Consider the following 21,407-nt stretch of genomic DNA (forward strand, 5'->3'; position numbering starts at 1 on the left):
TCAAGCCCAACCCATCATCATTGTTCCTTCTCCCCTTATCCCGAACTCAGGTTACTCCATCCTCCTTTCCTTATCCCGAACTCAGGTTATATAGCATGTTCAAATGAGAAACCGATCGTTCCCGCTCAGGGATTCAGTCGCTTCCCAGTGAGCATATAAGTGTCCATTTCTCCTTTACCTTTAATGTTAATCTTGCCGCGATGTTGAAGATAGTAATTTAACTTCAGCGCTTCATAGGTTGTGCGGGTGACTTGAATTTGTCCAGGAATGCCATGGGATTCCATTCGGCTAGCAGTGTTGACCGTATCGCCCCATAAATCATAGCTGAATTTCTTTTTGCCAATCACTCCAGCGACCACAGGACCGCTATTTACGCCAATGCGGATTTGGAAACTGGTATTCATATCTTGGTTGAGTTCAGCCATTGCCTCTTGCATCTTCAGAGCCATATTGGCGATCGCCTCAGCATGATCGTGGCGCGGTGTTGGCAGTCCTCCCACAACCATATACGCATCACCAATCGTTTTGATTTTCTCTAGGCGATAATCTTCAGTCAATTGGTCGAACTTAGAAAAGATGCGATTGAGTAAAGCGACCAATTCAGAAGCAGTTTTCTCTTCTGAGAGCTTGGTAAAGCCGACAATATCGGCAAACAGAACGGTTACTTCCTCAAAATATTCGGCGATCGCTCCAGCCGTCTGTTTCAATAATTCCGCAATTCTCACAGGCAGAATATTATGCAGCAGTTTTTCCGTTTGTTTCTTCTGATAAAACAGGGAAATCTCTATTTTCTTACGCTTAATAAATTGGCACAGTTGGTTCCCGATCCCTGCCAGCATTTGCACCAACTCCTCATCCATCGGTTGCGTCGCTTGACTAAATAGAGTAATCATTCCCAACTTATCTTCATCACTAGAAACCGGAAAACCCACAATCGCATTAACCTTCTCGATCGCCCCTAATTCTTTCTGTAGTGTTTCTCTCTCCAATTCTATATGGGTAATCCATCGGGGTTGATTATCCCGGTAAATCTTCCCTAACCATCCTTCCCCTAGAGTGAGAGTCGCTTCTGTGAGTTTAGATAACTGGGGAAATTCAGCCTCAGGCATTTTCCACAGGGTTTGGCGCAACAGTCTATTCGTCGGGATCAAGTTATCGTTACGATCCTTAATTTGTTTGGGAATCCAATAAACCCCCATATCCCACTCTAAATTTTCCACCAACACGCGCAGGATATTGGGTAAGGCTTCATCAAGCATCAGCGATCGTGACAAGACCCGCGCCACACTATACTGAATATAGAGCCGTTTTTGCGCCTGTTTAGTTTTGGTAATATCTCGTCCCACATACAAGATATCCTTTAAAGTGGGCACATCCGTATCCAAAGCCGCACAAGAAAAAGCAATTGAGAGTTTTTCCCCCCGTTTATTGGGAATTAATACCTCAATATCCGTTAAGACTTCCCCTTGCAAAAACTTTTCATTAGAAACCCACTCATGACTTAATGGGTGGTCTCCTAAAAGATACCGAATGGGTTTACCAATCAGTTCCTCCTTACTATATTCAAGCAAATCATATACCGCAGGATTAACCGTTTTTATTTCTCCCAAATGATTCGTCACAATTAACGCTTCTGCCATGGAGTGAATAAGCTGCTGGATATAATTCTCAGATTTCGCTAAAGCATTAATTACAATACTATTTTCATTCGTTGCCTGCACCAAACTTTGCTCTAGATTCATTCGTTCCGTCACATCTTCCAGGAACACAATCAATTCCTGAAAACCCTCACTGTGGGGATTAGCAATAAAATAGAGATCGACATATAAAGGATGATTTACATCAGACGAGCGAGAAATCGCCTTAATATCAAAACCATCTTGTTCCCCCAACACAATCAACTCTAGAATTTCTTCTATTCCATAAGTTTCAGGAAAATAAAATTGAAAAGATTCCCCAGTCTTTAATGGGTCTTCACCACCAACCAATCGATCGGCATCATCGGAAAAGTCCAAAATGATCAACTCTCGATCTAAGATCGCATATTCTAGATGTTTGGGAACCATGGTTTTTGACATATATTTATCACGCTTAAATCACTATGTTTCTCACTCAACAATCAACTCCAAGTTCGGCAAAAACTTTTGCAAATTCTTAAGCGATTTACTTTGCCAAGCAACATCCACAGAACCTTTTACCGTCAATTGAATCTTTGGTTTTTTTCGCAATCCAATCACAAATTTAGTAATTAAGCTAATTCCTGAACTATTCAAAAAGCTCAACTCTTTTAAGTTTAAAGTTAAATGGGGAGGTTCAGAATCCGCTATTTGCTCTAGAAAATCCTTAATCGGATCGTATTCAGATGCTCCATTCAGACTCAGTTCACCCGTAAAATCAATCGTCGTTGATTCTGGATTATAATAAACTTGATATTCCTTAGTATCAATCTGCTGAAAATCCATATTCACCTCATTCAATCTTCCTTGATATTCATACGCAATTAAACTTTCACTTTAGCCATGGTAGTAATGCTGACAAAATCTCTCCCTGCACGAGAATCTGTTATTTTCCATCCTAGAGTAGCTCCATAATCCTTCATCATACTAATTAATCCCAAGCCTGATGCATTACTATCCTCTTCAAGACTCTTCTCTACTTGATCGATATACAATTCTTCTAAGTCTGCGTTCAACAATTGATCGATAAACTCTTCAAAAGAGATAAGGGTTTGGGACTGAACTGTATTAGTAGCAAAAATGGCCGCAACTATACTATGATCTGGCTGTTGAATAAAATGAATTCCAAACATCACTTTACAGTTCACAGATTGATCGTGAAATTTAATAGCATTTTCCAGCAGTTCATTGGCAATATAACTCACAGATGCTTTACTTTCTGCAACTCGACGCTGATCGTCATCTAGAGGCAAAAAACTGGAAAAATAGTCAGCTAGAAAGTACGCTGATAACCGATTATTCTTCCATCGTTTTTTTTGTGGTTGTGAACTGGGAGTAAATGTCAATTCTAAAGAATCATGTTCTGGGGGAAATTCTTTAATAAAATCACCTAAAATTTTTTCCATCTTCTGAATTTATATACTAAGTTATAAGTCGTCCAATTATATTTTAAAGAGTAACCATAGAAGAAGCTTGGTTTATTTGTTTCATAAATCATATTGAACGGTTTTTTTTCAAAACGACAAAAGTGATATCATCCCATATTTTTTCCGATCCAATAAACTGCTGTAAATCTTCAATAATAGCTTCTTTGATTTGATTAGAGTTATCCTGCCAGTTCTGGCTAATTATTTGACATAATCTTTCTATTCCATAACGCTTCTTACTCCTATTTCTCGCTTCTGTAATACCATCTGTGTAGAGTACCACACCATCTCCTGCATTTAGCTTAACTCTAGTATAACTAATAAATTCAGCAATGTTGTAATCTAAGCCAATCGGTAACCCTAAGTCTATTGTATCAATCCGCTCAATTTTTCCTCCTTGACGTACAAGAATCACTTCTTCATGTTGGCCGCTGATCGTTAATTCTCCATCCGCATAATTTAATAGACATAAAGTTAAATTTTTATCTATTCCCATGCGTTCTACATTCTTATAAATAGTTCGGTTGAGGAAGTCTAAAAAGGAAATGGGGTCATTTTCTTTGATCTCCTTGAGGGTACGAACAGCACTTTGAGCCATGAGCATCAGAATAGCACTTTCTAAGCCATGACCAGTAACATCGCCAATGGCAATTGTGATTGCGCCATCCATGGAAATGACATCATAATAGTCACCTCCCACTTCATCAGCCGGTTGCATATATCCGGCAATATCCAGTTCTGGGATACTGGCTAAATCTTCGGGTTTAGGCAGAATTAATTGCTGCATTTCCTCAAGAATTTCTAATTCTGCGGATAGGCGTATATTTTCTGACTTAAGTTGTTGATTGAGGTGATCGATTTCTTGGTTCGCTGCGGCTAATTCTGTGGTTCTCTCTTGTAGTCGATAGATAACGATCGCGTTTTCATTCGTCGCTTGCACCAACCTCTGCTCCAATTCCATCTGTGCCGTCACGTCTTCGAGAAATAAAATTAGGCGGTGATGTTCACTAGGTTTGGGATTGGGGATAAAATAGAGGTCAATATACAACTGAGTATCTGGATTCAGGGAACGTGCAATCGCCTTGAGATCAAAGCTATCGAGTTCTCCAGTCAGCACTGAATCTAAGATGTCTTCTAAACCAACTGTTTCAGGAAAATACTGATGTAATATTTCCCCAGTTCTTAACACTATTTCCTCTCCAATAAAGCGTTTTGCGCCCACGGAATAGTCCTGAACAATCAACTCTTGGTTTAAAATTAAATATTCAATATGATGGGGAACAATCAGTTGACACATGAATTACTTGATCGCCAGAATTGCCTGAGCTAAATCTTGGAAGAGTTGATTAACATTATCTCCACTTTTGGCTGACGTTCCATAGATTTTAATCACGGGTTGGTCAGGATATTGATTGCTTTTCAAGAGGGCTTCTAGTTTTTGGTCGTCTACTAAGTCCGCTTTATTGAGCGCAACAACCATTTTACCCTTGGGGTTAACTTTCGCGAATAAATTGAGATGATTGGAGATGTTCTCTATCGTTTCTTGTCGGCTAACATCGGCGACAATAATCGCTCCTTTTGCTCCTTGCAGATAACTGGGAGCGATCGCCTTAAATTTAGTTTGCCCTTCAATATCCCAAATTAGCAATTGTAACTCTGCTCCTTCAGGAAGATTAACTTCTTTACGGGAAATTTTTACCCCCACGGTAGATAAATATTTATCATCAAATTGACCATCAACGAACCGGCGAATCAGACTGGTTTTACCCACACTGAAGTCCCCAACCATACAAATTTTTTTAGAAATTTTAGCCATTTTAATTTCCTACTTTAATCGGACGAAATAACTCAAACCGAACACAGCGACTTAAAGCCAGCGCATCCGTAGAGTTGATCCCGGGTGGGGGTTCTGTGGTTCCTTGGATTTTGAGGCGTTGGGCTGAAATGCCTTGTTGTTGTAAGGCCATTTTCACCGCTTCTGCTCGTTGCCAAGAGAGCTTTTGATTTTCACCCCAACCACCGATCTTATCGCTATGTCCTATAATCATTAAATCAAATTCTGGATATTGGTTTAAAAATCGAGCAATCTTGGGTATGCCTTCAGCCCGATCCGCTGGATGCAGTTTATTAGAACCTGATTCAAAGTAAAACTTTGTTTCCAATGGAGATGCTTGGAGTTGAATGCGACTAAAGACACTACTTACTCCAGTAATTCCCTCTAAAGAGTCTAGTATTTTTTCTAGATCGGTAATTTCAACGACTGTTCCTGAAAGAGTGACATTTCCTTGGTTATAGGTAGCTGTAATACTGACTCCATCGAGTTGATTGAGGACTTCAACGATCCGATTTACTTCTGTAGCGGCTGCATCTAAATCAGGAGGAAGATTAACTGCTACAATATCGTTATCTAAGGTGATATCGGGAATAATTTCTGATACAATTTGTCCGGCTTTTAAGCGTAAATCTTCATTGGGGACTCTGCCGTTTAATTGGATCGTTTCCCGATTGACATTGGGAGTAATGGCATAAACAGAGAGTTCTGGAGATGAGAGCAAAGCTTGACGGGTTTGGACTTCTAGGTTATGTGCTTTTTGCCATTGGTGAGAAGTCCAAATCCAAGGGATAGAAATTGCCCCGATCGCCCCTAAAATGAGGATGATTAAGGCCCAAGGAAAGTCATTCTCCTGTTTTTCCTCGCTCTGGACAAAGAGTTGTTCTAAATGTTTGGGGATTTGTTCGGGGATGGTGTCGGGGTCGCCATCAAATTCACTGATGGGGTCTCCAAATTTTTGCAAAAGGAAAGCATAGGTTTCTCTAATTTTTTGTAAGAAGGCTTTAGAGGGTTCGCCTTTGACGATCGCAGCTAGATAGGAATAGCCAGCAACTTCTAGCATGATTTTGCAATCATCATATTCAATTTCATTGACTTCTGAGGTCATTTCATCAGAAGAGATACAGTCATTGACAAAACTGCGAATAGCGGTGAGCATTCCAGCTAGCATGTCTGATTCTAGTGGGTTGGCTTCTGAGGGTTGGTATTCACTAATTACTAGACCTGAGGCTTTGTGAATGAGAAGAATAGCCCGGATAGTAAAGGGCATTGATTCTTGGAAAATGAGTTCTGCCTCAGAAACGCCTTGCACTCTGGCTTTAATTTTTCGTTTAATTCCTTTTAAGGTGAAGGTGCTTTCTACCTTTTGATTAATGGATTTGATGACATCACCCATATATTTGGCAATGGTATTGCCAATGACAGGATAGAGGGCATCAACCATGGCTTCCCGTTCACATTCTATTTGCTCTTTAATGGCGGGGCCCATTTCCGGGCCAAGGGCTTTGGCGATCGCGTGGCGGTCAATCCGAATTTGCTCTTCAATGGCTAGACTCACTTCTGGAGCCAAGGCTTTAGCGACTTCACGGGGCGATCGCCGGATTTCTTCGGCAATAGCAGCGGGAATCAAATCCGCCAATACTCCACTCATGGCTTCGGAATCCTGTTGGGCGCGATTTTCAATAATTTTGTCAATAATCGGAGTTAGCACCCGAATACTTTGCTCGTGAGAAACGGTTAAATCAAATCCTAAGAGTTCAGAAATTAAAGGCAGCAGGGGATTAATGAGTGCTGTTTGCTGTTCGAGTTGGGTTAATCGCTCTTCTAAACTCAGATCGGATACAGGACTTAAGGTGGAGAGATTAGCAGATAATGAGCGAGATTCGACCAAAGATTGGCTAGATGCGGAAGATTCTGAAGGCAACAATAGACTTTGAATCACTTGGAGAGATATATCGTCCTGTTGGGGTTGGTCTTTATGTTCAGATTTGGGTGGACTGTTGGTAATTTTTGGTTCAAGGGGATTCTGAGAAAGGGCAGAATCGAGGGAAGTTTTTTCTTCCTCCAATTCTGCTTTTAAGATTAAAGGAGGTAAATTTTCTCCTGAAAATTCAGATGATGATCGAGATTCAGGTTGCGGATCGAGCAGCAGATCGGATAATAAATCGAGGGTATCCTCCCACTCCTGGCGAGCTTCAGAGGGTTCATATGAAACGGAAGCCTTTGGTTTGGTTGGCTCCATTTCTATAACGGGCTGATCTGGATTCAACCAATTAAAGATGTTCTCTCTCTCCAGCGTCGATTCTAATCTAGGCTCAGAAGAGGATTGAGAACGCTTCTGTTGTGATTGTGGATCTGATAAAACCATGGTATACCCCGATCTCCGATCCTCTCATTTGCACTTACACTGCTAAGAGTGTTGTTCAGGCAATAACAAATCTGCCTTGACTTCCGATCCTTCGATTTCTCGAACCAAATCGGTTTTCTTGACTTTCATGCACAGGTCAAATAATACTTCTGCGAATTCATCACGGGAAATCTTGTTGTCTTGCAGTCCATTGACATATTTATTTAATTCGCTTTGGATTTGCCCGGTGAGGTCGTGCAGTTCTTTTTGCAAAGATTCTTTGGTATGGCGAATATTTTGTTCTAAACTTTCTGTTTGGTTATGTAAGGTTTTATCTAACCCCTTAACTTGTTCATTAAAGTTTTTCTGCGTCCGTTCTAGGTCTTGTTTGAACTCGGTGAAGTCTTCCGTATGGGTTACGGTCACATACTGAATTTTTTTCTCTAGGGCATAAGAATTCGATCGCAGTTCATTCGAGAACTGCTCTTTGAGTTGATTGAGACGATCGCCCATCTCTTGCCTGAGATCCTTGATTGTACTCTCCAATACCTCCAGTCGGGTATCGAGTTCCCGTTGCTGTTCTCCAAAGAGTAGGTCCCGGATCTGCTCTACATTTCCCAGGCGATCGCGCATATCTTTGGGTTGTCCTGGATCGTTCATCGTCGTTTTCCTCTCACACTCGTGTGAAATAGATGTCTTATGAGCGCTTAAAACTCATAACTTGGTGGTTTAACAAATCTCTTTGATTTTACTGGAATTTTTAGCGGATACAAGCTTAGACTAAAAATTTTAATCTTGCTGAGAGTAAATGTGACCTTCTTGAACCCGAAAGACCTGAGAAGAATGTAACCAATTTTGCTCAAATGCGCTTAAATGGGTGGTAGTAATCAGGGTTTGGAACCGGTCGGCGATCGCGTCTAAAAGCTGATTTTGGCGCGTTAAGTCCAATTCCGCTAAGACATCATCCAACAATAACAAAGGCGATTCTCCCACTACCTCAGAAATTAATTTTAATTCGGCTAACTTCAAGGCTAAAACGAGCGTTCGCTGTTGCCCTTGGGAGCCATACTGACGGGCAGGAGTCCCGTTAATATAGAAGTCTACCTCATCTCGATGGGGGCCAACCAAAGTGCTTCCTTGGGTGCTCTCGGCGATCGCCCGATCGGCCAGTTTCTGGAAAAATGCCCCCTCAATGGCTTCTACTGGCGATCGAGAATCCCCATCCCAAAATACACTCGGATTATAGGCGATCGATAATTTTTCCGTCGATCCACTAATACTGTCATGCCATGCCTGGGCAATCGGTGTAAGCCGCTCTAACACCCGAGCGCGTCGGCGAATTAAACGCACGCCCACAGAGACTAACTGGGCATCCCAGAGGGCTAACTCTTGGGGATTTTCCTGCCCCTCAGCCTCTTGAAAGTGTCGCAGTAGAGCATTGCGTTGACGCAGAATCTGCTGATATTGGCGTAACATCGGATCGTAGACGGGTTCGAGTTGCGTCAGGAGCGTATCGAGCCACAAGCGTCGGTTTTCGGGAGATCCGCGCACCAAATCTAAATCCAAACTGGAAAACTGCACCACATTGAGCGCCCCTAAAAAATCCCTCCGTCGTCGCTGGACTTCCTGATTGAGTACCAATGTCCGGTTCCCACTCGCTCGCAAAACCAGTTTCAGGTCAATTTCGCCGGTTTGTCGCTCCAAAAGAGCGCTCACTTGACCGATAGATGGAGGATGATCCGGAGACTGAAACACCAAATCGCGATCGCCCTTCGCTCGATGCGATCGTAATGTAGACAACAGTTCCACCGCCTCTAATAAATTTGACTTCCCTTGGGCATTATTCCCCAGCAAAATAATTTTCGGAGCGCTAAACGTCACTGCCTGCTCCACATAATTGCGAAATTGCTTAAGATAGAGGTGCTTCAAATACATCAGTTCCCTTGCTTAACCGTCCTTCGCCACCGTTCAAAATACTCTATCGAGAGTATTAAACTCATGCCCACAGACCTCATTCTACTCATCGCCGCTTTGATCGTTTCCTGGCTTGTCTTTACCTGGCTTGTGAAAATTGTTAAGTTAACCGTTGGCACAGCCCTAACTGTTGCCGGAATCATCCTCATCCTGCAACTCCTCTTTGGAGTTAACCCCAACCAACTTTGGCAACAAATCCTTAACTTACCCCAAATTATCCTCAATTGGATCTCTGGCTAACTTCCGTATCTGCCATCAATCTCCCCTCATCCAGTTTCTTAACCGCACCGTAGCGCTGACTCAACCACCACTGAAATTCATGAGTTCTGCGATTATCGATTCCAACTCTCTTTAAAATTGGCATTAACCCTCACACTGCTTTGATCCCATCTATGGCATTCTAAGAAAAATAATCCCTTTCCCATTGGTTCCTAACCTCAATCGTACTGAGGAAACTTCCATGAATACTAAAAAACACTCCTCCAACATTCACCCGATTTGGAATTGGGTTAACTGGTTAAGCTTTCCTATCCTTTTATTTATAGGGATTCATCTTTTACAAGTCCAAGATCGGACTCCTCAATCTACCTTTTCTGTTCCTCCCCAATCCCTAGAACTGGAAACCTCTTGGTCAAGTCACTCCTGAGCGCTGCCAATGGTAGGCTAGACCTATTGAAAGCTTATCTAAAGTCTTATGTCAGGGCACCAGTTACGATACCTTCTGAACCAACCGGGAACCCTTATTTTACCTGGAGTCTATGACTGCCTGGGAGCGAAGTTAGCTGCCCAAGTGGGGTTTGAAGCTGTGTTTACCAGTGGGTTTGGGATTTCTGCTTCTACCCTGGGGTTACCGGATTATGGGTTACTCACCGCGACAGAAACCCTCCAGAGTGTGGGCAAAATGGCTGAATCGATTTCTATTCCTTTGGTGGCGGATCTCGATACGGGTTATGGTAATCCCCTCAATGTGATGCGCACGGTGACTGAGGCACTTCGGTGGGGCGTATCTGGCATTATTCTTGAAGATCAAGTTTGGCCGAAAAAGTGCGGTCATTTTCAGGGAAAACAAGTCATTTCGGCGGCTGAACAGGTGGAGAAAATTAAGGCGGCTGTCCATGCAAGGGGCGAGAGTGGTTTGGTGATTGTGGGGCGTACGGATGCGAGAGCGCCGTTAGGGTTAGAGGAGGCGATCGATCGGGGGCGGTTATATGCCGAAGCAGGAGCAGATATTATCTTTATTGAAGCTCCCCAGTCTGTGGAAGAGTTGGTGAAGATTTCTAATTCGTTTGCTCGAACGGGTGTCCATTTATTTGCCAATTTGATTGAGGGAGGTAAAACTCCTTGTTTAAGGCGCTCTGAGTTGCAGGAGTTGGGCTTTAAGGTTGGGGTGTATGCGCTGTCGGGTTTGTTTGCGGCAACTCAGGCGATGCGGGAGTGCTTCGAGCGCTTAAGAGCAGAGGGAACTACGGGAAGAACAGAAGACGATCTCTCGTTCCCCGAATTTGAGCAAATTATTGGGGTGGATCGATATCGCCAGTTGGAAGAGCGGTTTAAAATCCCTGGAGAATCTATTAAAAATTAAAGAATCCACTCCCGACTCCCTATTCCCTTAGGATTTCCCATAACCCGATGGTGCCAACAAAAAAGGTGTAGATGGCGGTTTTGAGGGGGTTTTGTTGGTGAGAGCGGGCTAAGTAGGCAGCAGCGATCGCTTCTAGACTATGAATGATAAGAGCAACTCGCGCTAAAATAATGAACCCGAAAATGAGGCTGGGAAGGGATGCATTGATGAAGGGGTGGATGAGATTATAGGATTCTAGGGCGATCGCCCCACTCATGAGCAAGGTTGCTCCAATTTTAATAACTTGGATGGCAGTCGAGGACAGGGTCACAGGCATCATGTAGATTAGTTAAGTGATTCATTATTCATTATTATGGGATTTTGGACTCAAGTCACGGATGGTATTCTGAATCTGTTTTTGCGCTCGAATTGCCCCCTGTGCGATCGCCCAACGGATGGGGAGGTATTGTGTTCAACTTGTTCGAGAGCCTTGCGTCAATTGCAATTTTGTCCATCCCGTCGCCGACTCTATACTTGCGCGTCAAAATCTATGCCCGTTTGGGTTTGGGGAAAATATCAAGGACAGCTCAAACGGGCGATCGCTAGCCTAAAATATGATAACCATCCCGAAATTGCCCGCCCCCTGGGACAATGGTTAGGAGAAGCTTGGATCGCTACACATACGGCCAAACCCGTTTCACCTCTAGTGATTCCCATTCCCCTCCATCCGGAAAAACTCAAACAACGGGGATTTAACCAAGCTGAACGCCTAGCCGCCAGTTTTTGTCAAGTGACCGGTTTCCCCTTATCTGCAAATGGTCTGATTCGCTCCCGTGAAACCGAAGCCCAATTTGGTAAAAGAGCTGACCAACGTCGTGCTAATCTCAAAAATGCCTTTACCGTGAACACGGCTCGGATTTCCCGTTATCCTCGCTCCCCTGTGCTATTGTTGGACGATATCTATACCACAGGGGCAACGGTGCAATCTGCAACCCAAGCCTTGCGTTATCAGGGAATATCTGTTTATGGTGTCGTCGCGATCGCGACGACTTCCACCACCCAACCTCCCAATTAATCTTTCCTCAGTTTATTCATGAGCGCCAATTATATAGCGCGATTACTTTATGTTTCCTTCCCCAGAACACCCGACTCCCTTAAGGGTTCTCATTGTTGAAGATGACCCCATGATGCAACTGGGCTTAGAACAAACCCTAACCGAATTCCCCCACTTGGAAATTATCGGCCAAGCAGAAGATGGTTACCTTGGCGTTCAAGCAGCCAAACAACTCAAACCCGATTTAATCGTCATGGATATTGGTCTGCCTCGCTTGGATGGGATTGCTGCTACCCAACAGATTAAAGCCGAACTCCCCCATACACGGGTCGTCATGCTCACCTCCCATACCACAGAAAATGAAATTATTGCCGCCCTCTCTAGTGGGGCAGATGCCTATTGTATTAAAGGGGCTAATGTAGACCGACTCTTGGCCGCGATTTCCGCTGCTCAGGAAGGAGCCACCTATCTCGATCCCCAAATTGCCCGTCAAGTGATTAGTCATCTTAAACCTCCAACTCCCCAAGGCAATATTGCCAATTTATCAGAGCGCGAATCAGAAGTGCTGAAGTTAATGGTGGAAGGATATAGTAATCCTCAGATTGCTGAGCAACTCTACCTCAGTCCGAATACGGTCAAAACCCATGTACGGGGAATTATGAATAAGTTAGCGGTCGATGACCGGGTACAAGTGGCGGTCAAAGCTTTGCGAGAAGGGCTGGTGTAGCGATGCCAGTCTCTATCACTTGGTTTATTTCAATCTGAGTTAAGTCTAAGCTTCTCGGTTTTTTTCCGTTAATCCTAAGCCAGCTACTTCCATCAGCAGGGCTGTACCGGGTAATCCAGGAGGGACACTTTTTAGAGAGAGCAATCCAGACGCAACGCAGACACCGCCAATTAAAAATAGGGCAGCACCACCAGTAACTAATCCTTGGGCAACTTTGGTTTGGAGTTCGGGTTTCATAAGGGTTTTAAGTTTTTTGTCGATTCTATTGGATTGTGATGAATCTAATGTTAAGTAATGATAAGCCTTTTTCAGCATGTTGTCATCTGATGGGCAACTTAACATTGATGAACATCAATAGAACGCATAAGCTAGGTAGAGGGACAGAGAAGGGAGTACAAAGGCGGAAATGGGCGGAGGTTAAGCCGTGGGCCAAACGGTTTGCTGAGGGTACTTGAGGGCAACTGGGCTATCTCCTAACCTATATAGGGTTTACTCTCGGTAATTCTACCACTCCGGTGTAAATGGCCCTAACAAATATTAAATTTCATTATAGATTTGATTAGAAATTCTCAAGTTTATCGGATTTTAACCCCGATCAAACGGATTACTCACTTTAAGTTTGGATACCCTGAGAAGGAATCGTTCTTAGACCTTGTGCTAAAACCGATCTTGATTCTAAACGACTTGCACTGAGCCACAGCCATGAGCATTCAGCCTCCTAATTCCTATCGATCTTCCTTACCTTCGACAACAGACTCTCCCAAGCTTGACTCTATGGTTGAGCAGCGAACCAGTCAGCTTGAGCAAGCACTAGAGTTTGAGGCTATGCTCAAGCGGATTACAGATAAAGTCCGAGATAGTTTAGATGAAACCCAAATTTGGCAAACTGCGGTCCGCGAATTGACGTTAGTGCTGGGAATTAAGGGATGTAATGCTTCTCTGTATGACTTAGATAAGGGAACGTCTACCATTTGCTCGGAATATGCGGCGACTATTCCGGCAATTCATGGCCGGGTGGCAAAATTAGCTAAGTTTCCTGAATTGTATCAACAACTGCTTCGTGGGCAGTATTTTCAATTTTGCTCCTTGCTGCCCAATCCGGAACGGGGGCGATCGGCGATGTTGGCTTGTCCTATTTTTGACAATCAAGGAGTGCTGGGGGATTTGTGGTTAGTCCACCATGCGGAGTATCAGTTTAGTGAGCTAGAACTTCGATTGGTGCAGCAAGTGGCAAATCAATGTGCGATCGCCATCCGTCAAGCCCGTTTGTTTCAATCCTCACAAGCTCAAGTGAAGGAATTGGAAAAACTCAATCATCTCAAGGATGATTTTCTCAGTACTGTGTCCCATGAACTGCGCACTCCGGTTTCAAATATGAAAATGGCGATTCGGATGCTCCATATCTCCTTAGAGCGATATATGACTTCTGAAATTAACCCTCCACCGGAAACTCCCCATCCCCAACGGGAAGGGTTAGAGAAAAAATTGACCCATTACTTACAAATTTTGGGGGCTGAATGTGAGCGGGAAATTAATCTAATTAATGATTTACTCGATCTCCAGCGATTGGAAAATCAGGAAGCTCCCAGTGAACTGGATCGGATTAATTTGGCTGAATTTATGGAAAAAGTTCTCCCCTCTTTCCGCGATCGTTCCCACCATCGTCAACAACACCTTTTGATTAAAATTGCGGATGATATTCCCGATTTTCTCTCGGAAACCTTTAGTTTAGAGCGAGTCATTGCTGAGTTATTGAATAATGCCTGTAAATATACGCCTCCAGAAGAATCAATTCAATTTAAGGCTTGGTTAGAGGAACCCCTAGAGTTTTTACCTCCCAATCATGATGCCATTATGACTCGTCCTAAACTATGGATTGAGGTCAAAAATACAGGTGTAGAAATTGCCCAATCCGAATTAGATCGGATTTTTGATAAGTTTTATCGGATTCCGAGTGCCGATCCTTGGAAACAAGGGGGAACGGGTTTAGGGCTGGCTTTAGTGAAAAAATTGACTGAGCGTTTAGGCGGAAAAATTGAGGTCAATAGTGGTAGCGATATCCCATTTGTTGCGTTTACTATTGTGTTACCAATACAGATATTTAAAGGTTGATCAAACGGGTAGGAACAGGGGAATAAAGTAATCTTAACCATCTCGTTATTCCCTTCTTCTCTATTCCCTAGCGCTTCGCACTACCCTCCTTCTACGTTGAGCAAACCAGGATTGTAACTGCTGACGACAGGGAGATTCGAGTACACCCGATAAGACTTGAAGACGATGGTTAGATGCGGGACTATCGGGAAGATTTAATACGGTGCGAATCGCCCCGGTTTTGGGGTCATCAACCCCATAGACCAACTGCTGTAAACGAGCATGAATAATGGCCCCAGCGCACATGGGGCAAGGCTCGAGGGTAACATAGAGGGTACAGCCTTCTAAATAAGAAGAGTTGAGGAGATCGCCAGCAGCACGGATGGCACAGATCTCGGCATGGGCAGTCGGATCGCGATCGCGCTCTTTATAGTTAACTCCTTCTGCAATTAAATGTCCTTGGCGATCGACAATGACTGCTCCCACAGGCACTTCCCCTGCTTCACCTGCGGTTTGTGCCAGCTCCAGAGCGCGAGTCATCCAATGGTGATGATACTGGTACAGGGGATGGGGGAATGGGGGGATGGGGGGATCTTTCAAGGGAATGATTTTAAGATTCGAGTCAGGAAGACACGGAGAAACGGGGACACGGAGATAGAAAAAGTTTAGGTTGAAACAGTGATAAGTTTATTGGGTCAGTAAAGGATTGAGTTCTCCTTGTTCGTCTAAAGCATACAGCTCATCACAGCCTCCAATGTGGCGATTGTTAATGAAGATTTGTGGAACGGAGCGCCGTCCTTGTGCCCGTTCTGCCATCTGGCTGCGAGCCACTTGATCTCCATCGATCTTATATTCTGTATAGGAAACGCCTTTCCACCACAATAATAATTTGGCTCGGATACAGAATGGGCAAGTTTGCCAAGTGTAAATTTCAACGTTCGCTTTAATCGGCTCTGAAGGATGACCTAACCAGGGTTTGAGAAAATCGCGCATGATAATATCAAATAATCCTTAAAAGTTTGTATCCATTAAGTCTTGAGAGACAAGAGGCTGGGGGCCCCTTGTCTTCAACAATTCAGTTTATTGTAGTCTCGATAACCCTTGTAAATCAAACTTTTGCAGCCAAGTTTGGCGATCGCTTTGTGTAAACAACCGATCGCGAGATTGTGCTTTCACTTGAAACCGATCTGCCACCAGAACTCCCGTAATATTACTACCCTGGCTCGCCGCCGGAAATCCTCCAATCGTCTGAGTACTGTTTTCATACTTTTTCCGAGCCGCAGGCAGACTAATCGTATCGGAAATCGACAAAACCGCCATATCCGTGCCCCCCTTCTTGAGCTTATACTCAGCAAATCCCTTTTTCTCCTGAGCCGCAACCACCTGATACCCATCCCCAGACTTTGGGAAAAAGCGGTTAAAACTAGAACCCGGAAGCGCTTGTTTCTTCACTGCTGGTGCAGCATTGCGTTGGGTGTTTTGCCACGATTGAGCGGTATCTTCTGAAGTCTTCTGGGGCTGTGTTTGGGTAGGGGTATTGCGTTGGCTACTGCCTGAAGACGATGTTCCTGTACCACCGGCACAACCCGATACCAACAGCACGGTTGCCAGAGCAACCGCAACCCATTTTCTCCGTTGAGCGCTAAATCTCATCAGCATATCCTCCAATTCAGATTCATTTTTTCCCATTCTGGCGTATTGCACTCCCCATCCCCCTATCGTCTACCAAGGAGAACCAATTAGGGTAAATGCCGCCCAATAAAACGGCGCTGCCAAATTTTCGATCGCCAAATTCCCCAACTCTGAAGGCAAGTCTACCGCTCCCCGACTTCCCCGTAATTGCCGATCTCTTAAACTCACCTGTCCTCGCAGCAGGGAAATTTGCGCTTGGCGCAAGGCTTCCGCTTTAATCGGCGATCGCGGTAACTGCTGATAAAATTCACTCATCAGCGCCAACGTTCCCCCATCACTGACATACCAAAGACTCGCTAATGCCGACTGTACTCCACTTTCAAACGCCAACCCTGCAAACCCTAACTCCGCCTCTGGATCGCCAATAGCCGTTCGACAAGCACTCAGCACCAGCAAATCCAAAGGCGGATCGTCCAACGGCAGTTGGCGAATCCGATCCAGCGTGAGCTGACTATCCCAAAATTGAATATAGGATTGCTGCGGTTGTCCTGGTTGAAATTCAGCATGGGTGGCTAAATGAACAATATCAAAATCCTGGGATTGCAATTGGGTTTGTAAGTTATCTAAGGTAAATTCTTCATTGAAAAAGGCTCGACTTTCCCAAGCTCTCTCCCCTTGTACCACCCCATCACGGAGCAATTCCAATTCTAGAGCAACAGCGGGCAGAGGCTCTAAATCCTGAAATTCAGAAGCTCCCATAGCCAAAAGTTGGGTCTTTTGGGTGTTTTCGGTGCCCACCGTCATTAAGTTAAACGCTGGAATTATCACCAAGCTATATTTTTCTACTAAAAACTGCTCACCATCAAATAAGGCAGCAAAGGGAACCGATCTTAATCCCACTCCTGTACATAACAACAAGGTGTCAATCCCTTCTGTCTCTAATTGGGCTTCTATCGGACTGATAATCCACTCATAGAGTTGTTGCGCTGAAGCTTTATATCGCGTCGTGCGGAGATATCGGGGATTCGTAACCGTAGAGCGAAATTCATTCATTATAGTCACCAGGTTACTCCTAGATGCTTCTGGAACCTGATGATACGTCAGATTCTCCTCTGGCGTGATCAACAGTAATTCTAGGTTGTCTGGCATCGGATGGATATACAGGAGGGCTGGAGTTTGTCCTGTTTCTTTCTCCTTTTGAGCTAGAAATTGGGCAATTTCTGGCGCTTGTAGGTCTTCGATATCTCTAGGATCGGATTGGAAGTAATGGGTAAAATCTTGTTTCCATACCTGCTCGATATGGTTAACCAGCTTGATTAACTCTTGTCGATCTGAAGACTCTTTTGTCTCAGGGGATAGACTCCAGCTTAAATGGTTGTTGAGTACGATGAAACTGAATACAACCGCAAATAGGAGCAGGCGAGAGATCCAGCGAGTTGCTCGTTTATGCATAAGATGACGATCAAACATAAGGTTGACCTTTAAGATAGGACAGGATCTTCTCTTTGATAACAGATTTAAGATTCCTACGGAATAATTGCTCTAGACAGAAAAAAACCTGCTGAAGCAGGTTTGAGTTATGGAGACAGAACAAATAGGGCTGAATCATGAACCAATTACTGCCCGCAGTTTTTCCAGTTTTTGAGGTGCAATCGAGGCTAACGCTTGTTTTCCTTGTTCAGATTCAATTAATCTCACTAACTGCTGAACGGCGAGTTCAACCTCGTTAGAAATTGGAGGATGGAGGATTTCACCGGCTTCAGGATGACAAACCCCTGTTTCACACACCAAGCCTAAGTCATGCCAATACCGAGTCGGTATGGAGGTTCCTCGTTGTCCAATATGCTCGGCGTTCAACCACTGGGTTTCTAGGTAAGATTTAGGAGAGTCGTAATATTTTAGCGATCGCGCATAAGGAACGGTAAAACACCCAAACACTTTCCGGTATTCTTCTGAATCAAGAATTGAGGTGATTAACTGATCGACCCCTCTCGTCGTTAAAATCTGCGAATAGCGTTGAATTTCTATCTTATCTTTTGGCGCACGCCCTAGGAAGTGTTTTAAGCAGATTTCTAAGAACTTCACGTTGGAGTAACGGTGATAAAAAGAATCCAGATAAACGGAAGAATGACCTAGCTCTTTCAAAAATCGACGGACTCCAATTTTATCATGCAAAAACTGATATTCTGCCTTCTTCAAAACCTTGTGTTCATATTGATAAGGCTGACGTTCCAACACTTGGTAGTAGATGGCAATCAGTGCCTGTTGCCGTTCTTCAAGCGATGAAGTGCGACTGACAGTGAGGGATTTAAGGGGGTAGTTCATGGGTTTACTCTCCTCCACAAGCAGGATAGATTTACTTAAACATGGGAGTTCAACATCACAGTAATAAGTTTTATATAAGGATGCACTAAACTACTACAGTTAGGGGGTAACAGATGATCGACTTCTTTGTGCAAATAGTCGTAAACTCTCGTGCAATGACTGGTGCGCTTGTAGGCCACTAAAATAGTGTCTAACCAAAACATCATTTGTTCTTTGAAGAACCGCTCGTCATTGCGCAAAATTGACAAGGCAATATAACGGATTACAGACCCCATATCATATTTGCATCGAGCGCCATGGTTTTTAATCAACTCTGGATAGGCTTGGGCAAATTTACGGAGGGTATTCACGATCAGCTTTTCACTGTTTTCACTCAGAAGCTGATAGGTTTGTAGCCGGAGTTGATAGCTTTGTAAATACTGCTCTAAGGGATAAAGTTCTTGCGTATTGAGGTATCGACCATCCGCCTCTATCAATTTAGTATCTAGATCGTGATTTAAAGTATGCATGGTTATAACCTCGGAAGATGCTTAGAATCAAGCTTGACTTATCTATTAATTTCTGAAGTCTTGCGTACCTCTCTTCTACTAGGTTGCCTTAACCTTCAAATATTCTCAAGCTGTTGAATTGATTCTTAATAAAATGTTTGACCTGTTTTGATCTATGGCAATAGGGGCTTGTATGGCTTAAGAGCTAAGCCTTCAAGCTCTACTCCTGTGTCACCAGAGTGCAACGTTCTGTATTCCCAGATCCTAAAACCCGTCCTCCAGTCCGATCGCCCCCTCCTCAGAGGCGGCCTGTTGTCGGTTGCTTTACAGTTTGTTACATTAATCGAGTGTAGAACTTGTATCTAACCCAAAAACAGCATGTTTACTGGTGTCACCGGTTTCTTTGGTAGTCCTGGAAATACAGATATGGGAGAGAAACTCCTCAATAGCGTGGCGAGCCAGTCTCTTCGTCATCTGTTCACCCGTAGTGAATCGATTGAGGTGTCTATTCGCTGTTATCCATCTAGCAAACTTCTACAAGGGGCGATCGATGGTTTGCAAATGCAAGGGCGGGGGTTGCTCATTCGTAATGATTTTCCCATGGAAGAGATGTCTTTTCAGACAGATGCTATAGCCCTTGATTTTGGCGCTCTGCTGGGGGGGAAATTGCGCTTGAAGCAACCGACTCAAGCGGTTGCCCAAATTACCCTGTCTGAGTCTGGTATTAACCAGTCCTTCCAGGCAAAATTGGTGACGAAACGGTTGGAGAATTTGACGCAACCGGCTTTGACGGATTTATCTGGAGGACATCCCGTTTCGTTTAAGGAGGTGTCGGTTGAGTTGCTCCCCAACAACCAAATTCGACTATTTGCGACAACAGATGTAGGCAATGCTGATTTAATTCCGATCGCCATGAGAGCAACGTTGGTGGTGGAACGTCGGCGACGTATCCTGTTTAGTGACGCTCAGTTTGAACCGGATAATATTCCCCCAGAATTGTGCGATCGCGCTCAAAGCTTTACCCAAGCGCTGGCTGACATCTTGAATGATATGGTTGATTTAGATCGATTTAACCTAGATGGAGTAACCTTGCGGATTAATCGCCTAGAAACTCAAGGCAAAAACCTACTCTTTAGTGGCTATGCTCAAATCGATCATTTCCCCGATACTTAGCTTCTCATGGCTACCCTAAACGCGATCGACAGCCTAGTTTCCTTTGGTGGAATTGTTATTGTGCCGTTGTTAGGATTTTCTGTCCTAGCAACTACCTTGATTCTGGAACGACTTATTTTTTGGTGGCAAATTACTCGTCGCCAAAAACGATTAGCCCAAGAGGTTTTGCCGATTTACCGTCAGGATGTGCAAAAGGCTTTGATGAAATTAGAGCGCAACCGAGATTTACCTCTGGCGAGAATTTTCCTGGCTGCCTTAGAACTCGATCAACCCACGCCAGAAGAATTTCGATTAGCTCTTGAAAGTGCTGGACAAGCAGAAATTCCAATCCTGAAGCGATTTAATCTTCTCTTTGAAACGGTGATTGCGGTTTCCTCTCTTCTGGGCTTATTAGGCACTATTCTCGGGCTGATTCACGCTTAAAAATAACACGAAAAAAAAGAACTGCGTTATCGAGAAAGAAGTAGAGAAGAAAGAATTCAGGATTTCAGAGCGCTGCGAGAATTGATAAAAATCTTTGGAAGTAAAAGCCTGGTATTCATTGATGAGAACCAAAAGAGACGAATTTGGTATCCTTATAGGGATTCGAGCACAAGAAGCGATTGATGCAGAAGCTGGAGCGAAGTAGACTCCCTCAGAAGCTTGGTGTCTTGAGTTGGTTTTATCACCTGCTGGAGTGTCAACTGATTTCTTTGCCTTTCCCACTACGACGCTGCTTGTACATGGACTCTTTATCACCCTCATTGAGGGTGACGGTGACTGTACGTATACAGAACAGGAAGGAAGAAGAGTTGCTCTCTTACGCGCTGTAAGAGAGCAATCATTGCAGGGTCAGGGTTTCACTCTTAGCTGAAGAAGCTTTCTCTTTCGGTTGGGGAAGATGGGCGGGGACGCTCGCCTTAAGTCGTAGTTGGATTTCCTTTTGGGAGCAGTTGCCTCGAGTTGCTGGGAGTTAAACTCACGTCTTTCAAATTGCTGGGCAATTTGCCCAGCAATTTGAGTTTTGCCTAAAATCCCCCCTAAGTTCTCATAGAGAACTATATAAGCTCAAGGGGTGACAAGGAGGCTCGATGGTAGAGAGTGTGAGGGTTTGATGCGGCG

23 protein-coding genes and 2 pseudogenes are annotated in these 21,407 nt (G+C 44.0%); 9 read left to right on the forward strand and 16 right to left on the reverse strand.

Going from position 1 to position 21,407, the window contains the following annotated elements; all coding sequences use genetic code 11:
- Window positions 1-125: 125 nt before the first annotated feature.
- The 8 genes from AC3A14_RS17705 to recF all read right to left on the reverse strand — a co-directional run bounded on the left by AC3A14_RS17705 (window position 126) and on the right by recF (window position 9,216).
- The gene (locus AC3A14_RS17705; protein ID WP_318733639.1) at window positions 126-2,078 is read right to left on the reverse strand and encodes an adenylate/guanylate cyclase domain-containing protein; all 1,953 of its coding nucleotides are present in this window, start codon (window positions 2,076-2,078) and stop codon (window positions 126-128) included.
- 30 nt (window positions 2,079-2,108) lie between these two features.
- Window positions 2,109-2,462: a slr1659 superfamily regulator gene (locus AC3A14_RS17710; protein WP_318733641.1), complete on the reverse strand. Its 354-nt coding sequence runs from the start codon at window positions 2,460-2,462 to the stop codon at window positions 2,109-2,111.
- 38 nt (window positions 2,463-2,500) lie between these two features.
- Complete coding sequence (locus AC3A14_RS17715; protein WP_318733644.1) at window positions 2,501-3,082, reverse strand: slr1658 family protein; 582 nt, start codon at window positions 3,080-3,082, stop codon at window positions 2,501-2,503.
- An 88-nt stretch (window positions 3,083-3,170) separates the two neighbouring features.
- Entirely contained in the window at window positions 3,171-4,400 is a 1,230-nt protein-coding gene (locus AC3A14_RS17720; RefSeq protein ID WP_318733645.1) for a PP2C family protein-serine/threonine phosphatase, read from the reverse strand.
- Window positions 4,401-4,403: 3 nt separating this feature from the next.
- Complete coding sequence (locus tag AC3A14_RS17725; protein ID WP_318733648.1) at window positions 4,404-4,919, reverse strand: Rab family GTPase; 516 nt, start codon at window positions 4,917-4,919, stop codon at window positions 4,404-4,406.
- 1 nt (window position 4,920) lies between these two features.
- A complete protein-coding gene (locus AC3A14_RS17730; RefSeq protein ID WP_318733650.1) occupies window positions 4,921-7,176 on the reverse strand; it encodes an OmpA family protein in 2,256 nt (751 codons plus the stop codon).
- A gap of 168 nt (window positions 7,177-7,344) precedes the next feature.
- Entirely contained in the window at window positions 7,345-7,941 is a 597-nt protein-coding gene (locus tag AC3A14_RS17735; protein ID WP_318733652.1) for a hypothetical protein, read from the reverse strand.
- Window positions 7,942-8,070: 129 nt separating this feature from the next.
- Complete coding sequence (recF, locus tag AC3A14_RS17740) at window positions 8,071-9,216, reverse strand: DNA replication/repair protein RecF (RefSeq protein WP_318733654.1); 1,146 nt, start codon at window positions 9,214-9,216, stop codon at window positions 8,071-8,073.
- Between the two features lie 63 nt (window positions 9,217-9,279).
- On the opposite strand from recF, the gene AC3A14_RS17745 reads away from it, so the two are divergent.
- From AC3A14_RS17745 to AC3A14_RS17755, 3 genes are all read left to right on the forward strand, one after another.
- Window positions 9,280-9,495: a hypothetical protein gene (locus tag AC3A14_RS17745; protein ID WP_318719972.1), complete on the forward strand. Its 216-nt coding sequence runs from the start codon at window positions 9,280-9,282 to the stop codon at window positions 9,493-9,495.
- A 220-nt stretch (window positions 9,496-9,715) separates the two neighbouring features.
- Window positions 9,716-9,901: a hypothetical protein gene (locus AC3A14_RS17750; protein WP_318719971.1), complete on the forward strand. Its 186-nt coding sequence runs from the start codon at window positions 9,716-9,718 to the stop codon at window positions 9,899-9,901.
- 48 nt (window positions 9,902-9,949) lie between these two features.
- Window positions 9,950-10,837 (forward strand): isocitrate lyase/PEP mutase family protein, encoded by an 888-nt coding sequence (locus AC3A14_RS17755; RefSeq protein WP_318733657.1) that lies wholly within the window; start codon window positions 9,950-9,952, stop codon window positions 10,835-10,837.
- 19 nt (window positions 10,838-10,856) lie between these two features.
- Here AC3A14_RS17755 and AC3A14_RS17760 read toward each other — a convergent pair whose 3' ends face one another.
- Window positions 10,857-11,156, reverse strand: a complete 300-nt coding sequence (locus AC3A14_RS17760) for a TMEM254 family protein (RefSeq protein ID WP_318719969.1) — start codon at window positions 11,154-11,156, stop codon at window positions 10,857-10,859.
- A 33-nt stretch (window positions 11,157-11,189) separates the two neighbouring features.
- Between AC3A14_RS17760 and AC3A14_RS17765 the strand changes: the two genes are divergently transcribed.
- Both AC3A14_RS17765 and AC3A14_RS17770 read left to right on the forward strand, forming a co-directional pair.
- Window positions 11,190-11,891: a ComF family protein gene (locus tag AC3A14_RS17765; protein ID WP_318733659.1), complete on the forward strand. Its 702-nt coding sequence runs from the start codon at window positions 11,190-11,192 to the stop codon at window positions 11,889-11,891.
- Between the two features lie 49 nt (window positions 11,892-11,940).
- Window positions 11,941-12,597: a response regulator transcription factor gene (locus AC3A14_RS17770; protein WP_318719967.1), complete on the forward strand. Its 657-nt coding sequence runs from the start codon at window positions 11,941-11,943 to the stop codon at window positions 12,595-12,597.
- A 45-nt stretch (window positions 12,598-12,642) separates the two neighbouring features.
- On the opposite strand, the gene AC3A14_RS17775 is transcribed toward AC3A14_RS17770, so the two are convergent.
- Entirely contained in the window at window positions 12,643-12,834 is a 192-nt protein-coding gene (locus AC3A14_RS17775) for a hypothetical protein (protein ID WP_271943807.1), read from the reverse strand.
- Window positions 12,835-13,299: 465 nt separating this feature from the next.
- On the opposite strand from AC3A14_RS17775, the gene AC3A14_RS17780 reads away from it, so the two are divergent.
- The gene (locus AC3A14_RS17780) at window positions 13,300-14,709 is read left to right on the forward strand and encodes a GAF domain-containing sensor histidine kinase (RefSeq protein ID WP_318733661.1); all 1,410 of its coding nucleotides are present in this window, start codon (window positions 13,300-13,302) and stop codon (window positions 14,707-14,709) included.
- A gap of 60 nt (window positions 14,710-14,769) precedes the next feature.
- Here the strand turns inward: AC3A14_RS17780 and tadA are convergent, their stop codons facing one another.
- From tadA to AC3A14_RS17810, 6 genes are all read right to left on the reverse strand, one after another.
- A complete protein-coding gene (gene tadA, locus AC3A14_RS17785; RefSeq protein ID WP_413039125.1) occupies window positions 14,770-15,228 on the reverse strand; it encodes a tRNA adenosine(34) deaminase TadA in 459 nt (152 codons plus the stop codon).
- A gap of 147 nt (window positions 15,229-15,375) precedes the next feature.
- The gene (gene grxC, locus AC3A14_RS17790; protein WP_318733665.1) at window positions 15,376-15,681 is read right to left on the reverse strand and encodes a glutaredoxin 3; all 306 of its coding nucleotides are present in this window, start codon (window positions 15,679-15,681) and stop codon (window positions 15,376-15,378) included.
- Window positions 15,682-15,768: 87 nt separating this feature from the next.
- The gene (locus AC3A14_RS17795) at window positions 15,769-16,377 is read right to left on the reverse strand and encodes a hypothetical protein (RefSeq protein WP_487779086.1); all 609 of its coding nucleotides are present in this window, start codon (window positions 16,375-16,377) and stop codon (window positions 15,769-15,771) included.
- A gap of 33 nt (window positions 16,378-16,410) precedes the next feature.
- Complete coding sequence (locus tag AC3A14_RS17800; RefSeq protein WP_318733669.1) at window positions 16,411-17,790, reverse strand: CHAT domain-containing protein; 1,380 nt, start codon at window positions 17,788-17,790, stop codon at window positions 16,411-16,413.
- Between the two features lie 135 nt (window positions 17,791-17,925).
- On the reverse strand, window positions 17,926-18,645 hold the full coding sequence (locus AC3A14_RS17805) for a phycobilisome rod-core linker polypeptide (RefSeq protein ID WP_318733671.1): 720 nt from the start codon (window positions 18,643-18,645) through the stop codon (window positions 17,926-17,928).
- A gap of 35 nt (window positions 18,646-18,680) precedes the next feature.
- Window positions 18,681-19,154: a globin family protein gene (locus tag AC3A14_RS17810; protein ID WP_318733673.1), complete on the reverse strand. Its 474-nt coding sequence runs from the start codon at window positions 19,152-19,154 to the stop codon at window positions 18,681-18,683.
- 357 nt (window positions 19,155-19,511) lie between these two features.
- Here AC3A14_RS17810 and AC3A14_RS17815 point away from each other — a divergent pair, with 357 nt between their 5' ends.
- From AC3A14_RS17815 to AC3A14_RS17825, 3 genes and pseudogenes are all read left to right on the forward strand, one after another.
- The gene (locus AC3A14_RS17815) at window positions 19,512-20,306 is read left to right on the forward strand and encodes an LmeA family phospholipid-binding protein (protein WP_318733675.1); all 795 of its coding nucleotides are present in this window, start codon (window positions 19,512-19,514) and stop codon (window positions 20,304-20,306) included.
- Between the two features lie 6 nt (window positions 20,307-20,312).
- Window positions 20,313-20,726, forward strand: a pseudogene (locus AC3A14_RS17820) (MotA/TolQ/ExbB proton channel family protein); the annotation flags it as partial.
- Window positions 20,727-20,738: 12 nt separating this feature from the next.
- Window positions 20,739-20,858 (forward strand): annotated as a pseudogene (locus AC3A14_RS17825) (IS630 family transposase); the annotation flags it as partial.
- Window positions 20,859-21,407: the final 549 nt, after the last annotated feature.

This window comes from Roseofilum sp. (assembly GCF_982964205.1).

What these genes read in the sequence shown, in the direction of transcription:
- AC3A14_RS17715 (WP_318733644.1), bottom strand. Translation starts at nt 3,082, where the DNA reads ATGGAAAAAATTTTAGGTGATTTTATTAAAGAATTTCCCCCAGAACAT.
- AC3A14_RS17765 (WP_318733659.1), top strand. Translation starts at nt 11,190, where the DNA reads ATGGGATTTTGGACTCAAGTCACGGATGGTATTCTGAATCTGTTTTTG.
- AC3A14_RS17760 (WP_318719969.1), bottom strand. Translation starts at nt 11,156, where the DNA reads ATGATGCCTGTGACCCTGTCCTCGACTGCCATCCAAGTTATTAAAATT.
- AC3A14_RS17730 (WP_318733650.1), bottom strand. Translation starts at nt 7,176, where the DNA reads ATGGAGCCAACCAAACCAAAGGCTTCCGTTTCATATGAACCCTCTGAA.
- AC3A14_RS17780 (WP_318733661.1), top strand. Translation starts at nt 13,300, where the DNA reads ATGAGCATTCAGCCTCCTAATTCCTATCGATCTTCCTTACCTTCGACA.
- AC3A14_RS17775 (WP_271943807.1), bottom strand. Translation starts at nt 12,834, where the DNA reads ATGAAACCCGAACTCCAAACCAAAGTTGCCCAAGGATTAGTTACTGGT.
- AC3A14_RS17810 (WP_318733673.1), bottom strand. Translation starts at nt 19,154, where the DNA reads ATGCATACTTTAAATCACGATCTAGATACTAAATTGATAGAGGCGGAT.
- AC3A14_RS17800 (WP_318733669.1), bottom strand. Translation starts at nt 17,790, where the DNA reads ATGTTTGATCGTCATCTTATGCATAAACGAGCAACTCGCTGGATCTCT.
- AC3A14_RS17745 (WP_318719972.1), top strand. Translation starts at nt 9,280, where the DNA reads ATGCCCACAGACCTCATTCTACTCATCGCCGCTTTGATCGTTTCCTGG.
- AC3A14_RS17710 (WP_318733641.1), bottom strand. Translation starts at nt 2,462, where the DNA reads ATGGATTTTCAGCAGATTGATACTAAGGAATATCAAGTTTATTATAAT.
- AC3A14_RS17815 (WP_318733675.1), top strand. Translation starts at nt 19,512, where the DNA reads ATGTTTACTGGTGTCACCGGTTTCTTTGGTAGTCCTGGAAATACAGAT.
- AC3A14_RS17755 (WP_318733657.1), top strand. Translation starts at nt 9,950, where the DNA reads ATGTCAGGGCACCAGTTACGATACCTTCTGAACCAACCGGGAACCCTT.
- AC3A14_RS17735 (WP_318733652.1), bottom strand. Translation starts at nt 7,941, where the DNA reads ATGAACGATCCAGGACAACCCAAAGATATGCGCGATCGCCTGGGAAAT.
- AC3A14_RS17720 (WP_318733645.1), bottom strand. Translation starts at nt 4,400, where the DNA reads ATGTGTCAACTGATTGTTCCCCATCATATTGAATATTTAATTTTAAAC.
- AC3A14_RS17805 (WP_318733671.1), bottom strand. Translation starts at nt 18,645, where the DNA reads ATGAACTACCCCCTTAAATCCCTCACTGTCAGTCGCACTTCATCGCTT.
- tadA (WP_413039125.1), bottom strand. Translation starts at nt 15,228, where the DNA reads ATGACTCGCGCTCTGGAGCTGGCACAAACCGCAGGTGAAGCAGGGGAA.
- AC3A14_RS17750 (WP_318719971.1), top strand. Translation starts at nt 9,716, where the DNA reads ATGAATACTAAAAAACACTCCTCCAACATTCACCCGATTTGGAATTGG.
- AC3A14_RS17725 (WP_318733648.1), bottom strand. Translation starts at nt 4,919, where the DNA reads ATGGCTAAAATTTCTAAAAAAATTTGTATGGTTGGGGACTTCAGTGTG.
- AC3A14_RS17770 (WP_318719967.1), top strand. Translation starts at nt 11,941, where the DNA reads ATGTTTCCTTCCCCAGAACACCCGACTCCCTTAAGGGTTCTCATTGTT.
- grxC (WP_318733665.1), bottom strand. Translation starts at nt 15,681, where the DNA reads ATGCGCGATTTTCTCAAACCCTGGTTAGGTCATCCTTCAGAGCCGATT.
- AC3A14_RS17795 (WP_487779086.1), bottom strand. Translation starts at nt 16,377, where the DNA reads ATGGGAAAAAATGAATCTGAATTGGAGGATATGCTGATGAGATTTAGC.
- AC3A14_RS17705 (WP_318733639.1), bottom strand. Translation starts at nt 2,078, where the DNA reads ATGTCAAAAACCATGGTTCCCAAACATCTAGAATATGCGATCTTAGAT.
- recF (WP_318733654.1), bottom strand. Translation starts at nt 9,216, where the DNA reads ATGTATTTGAAGCACCTCTATCTTAAGCAATTTCGCAATTATGTGGAG.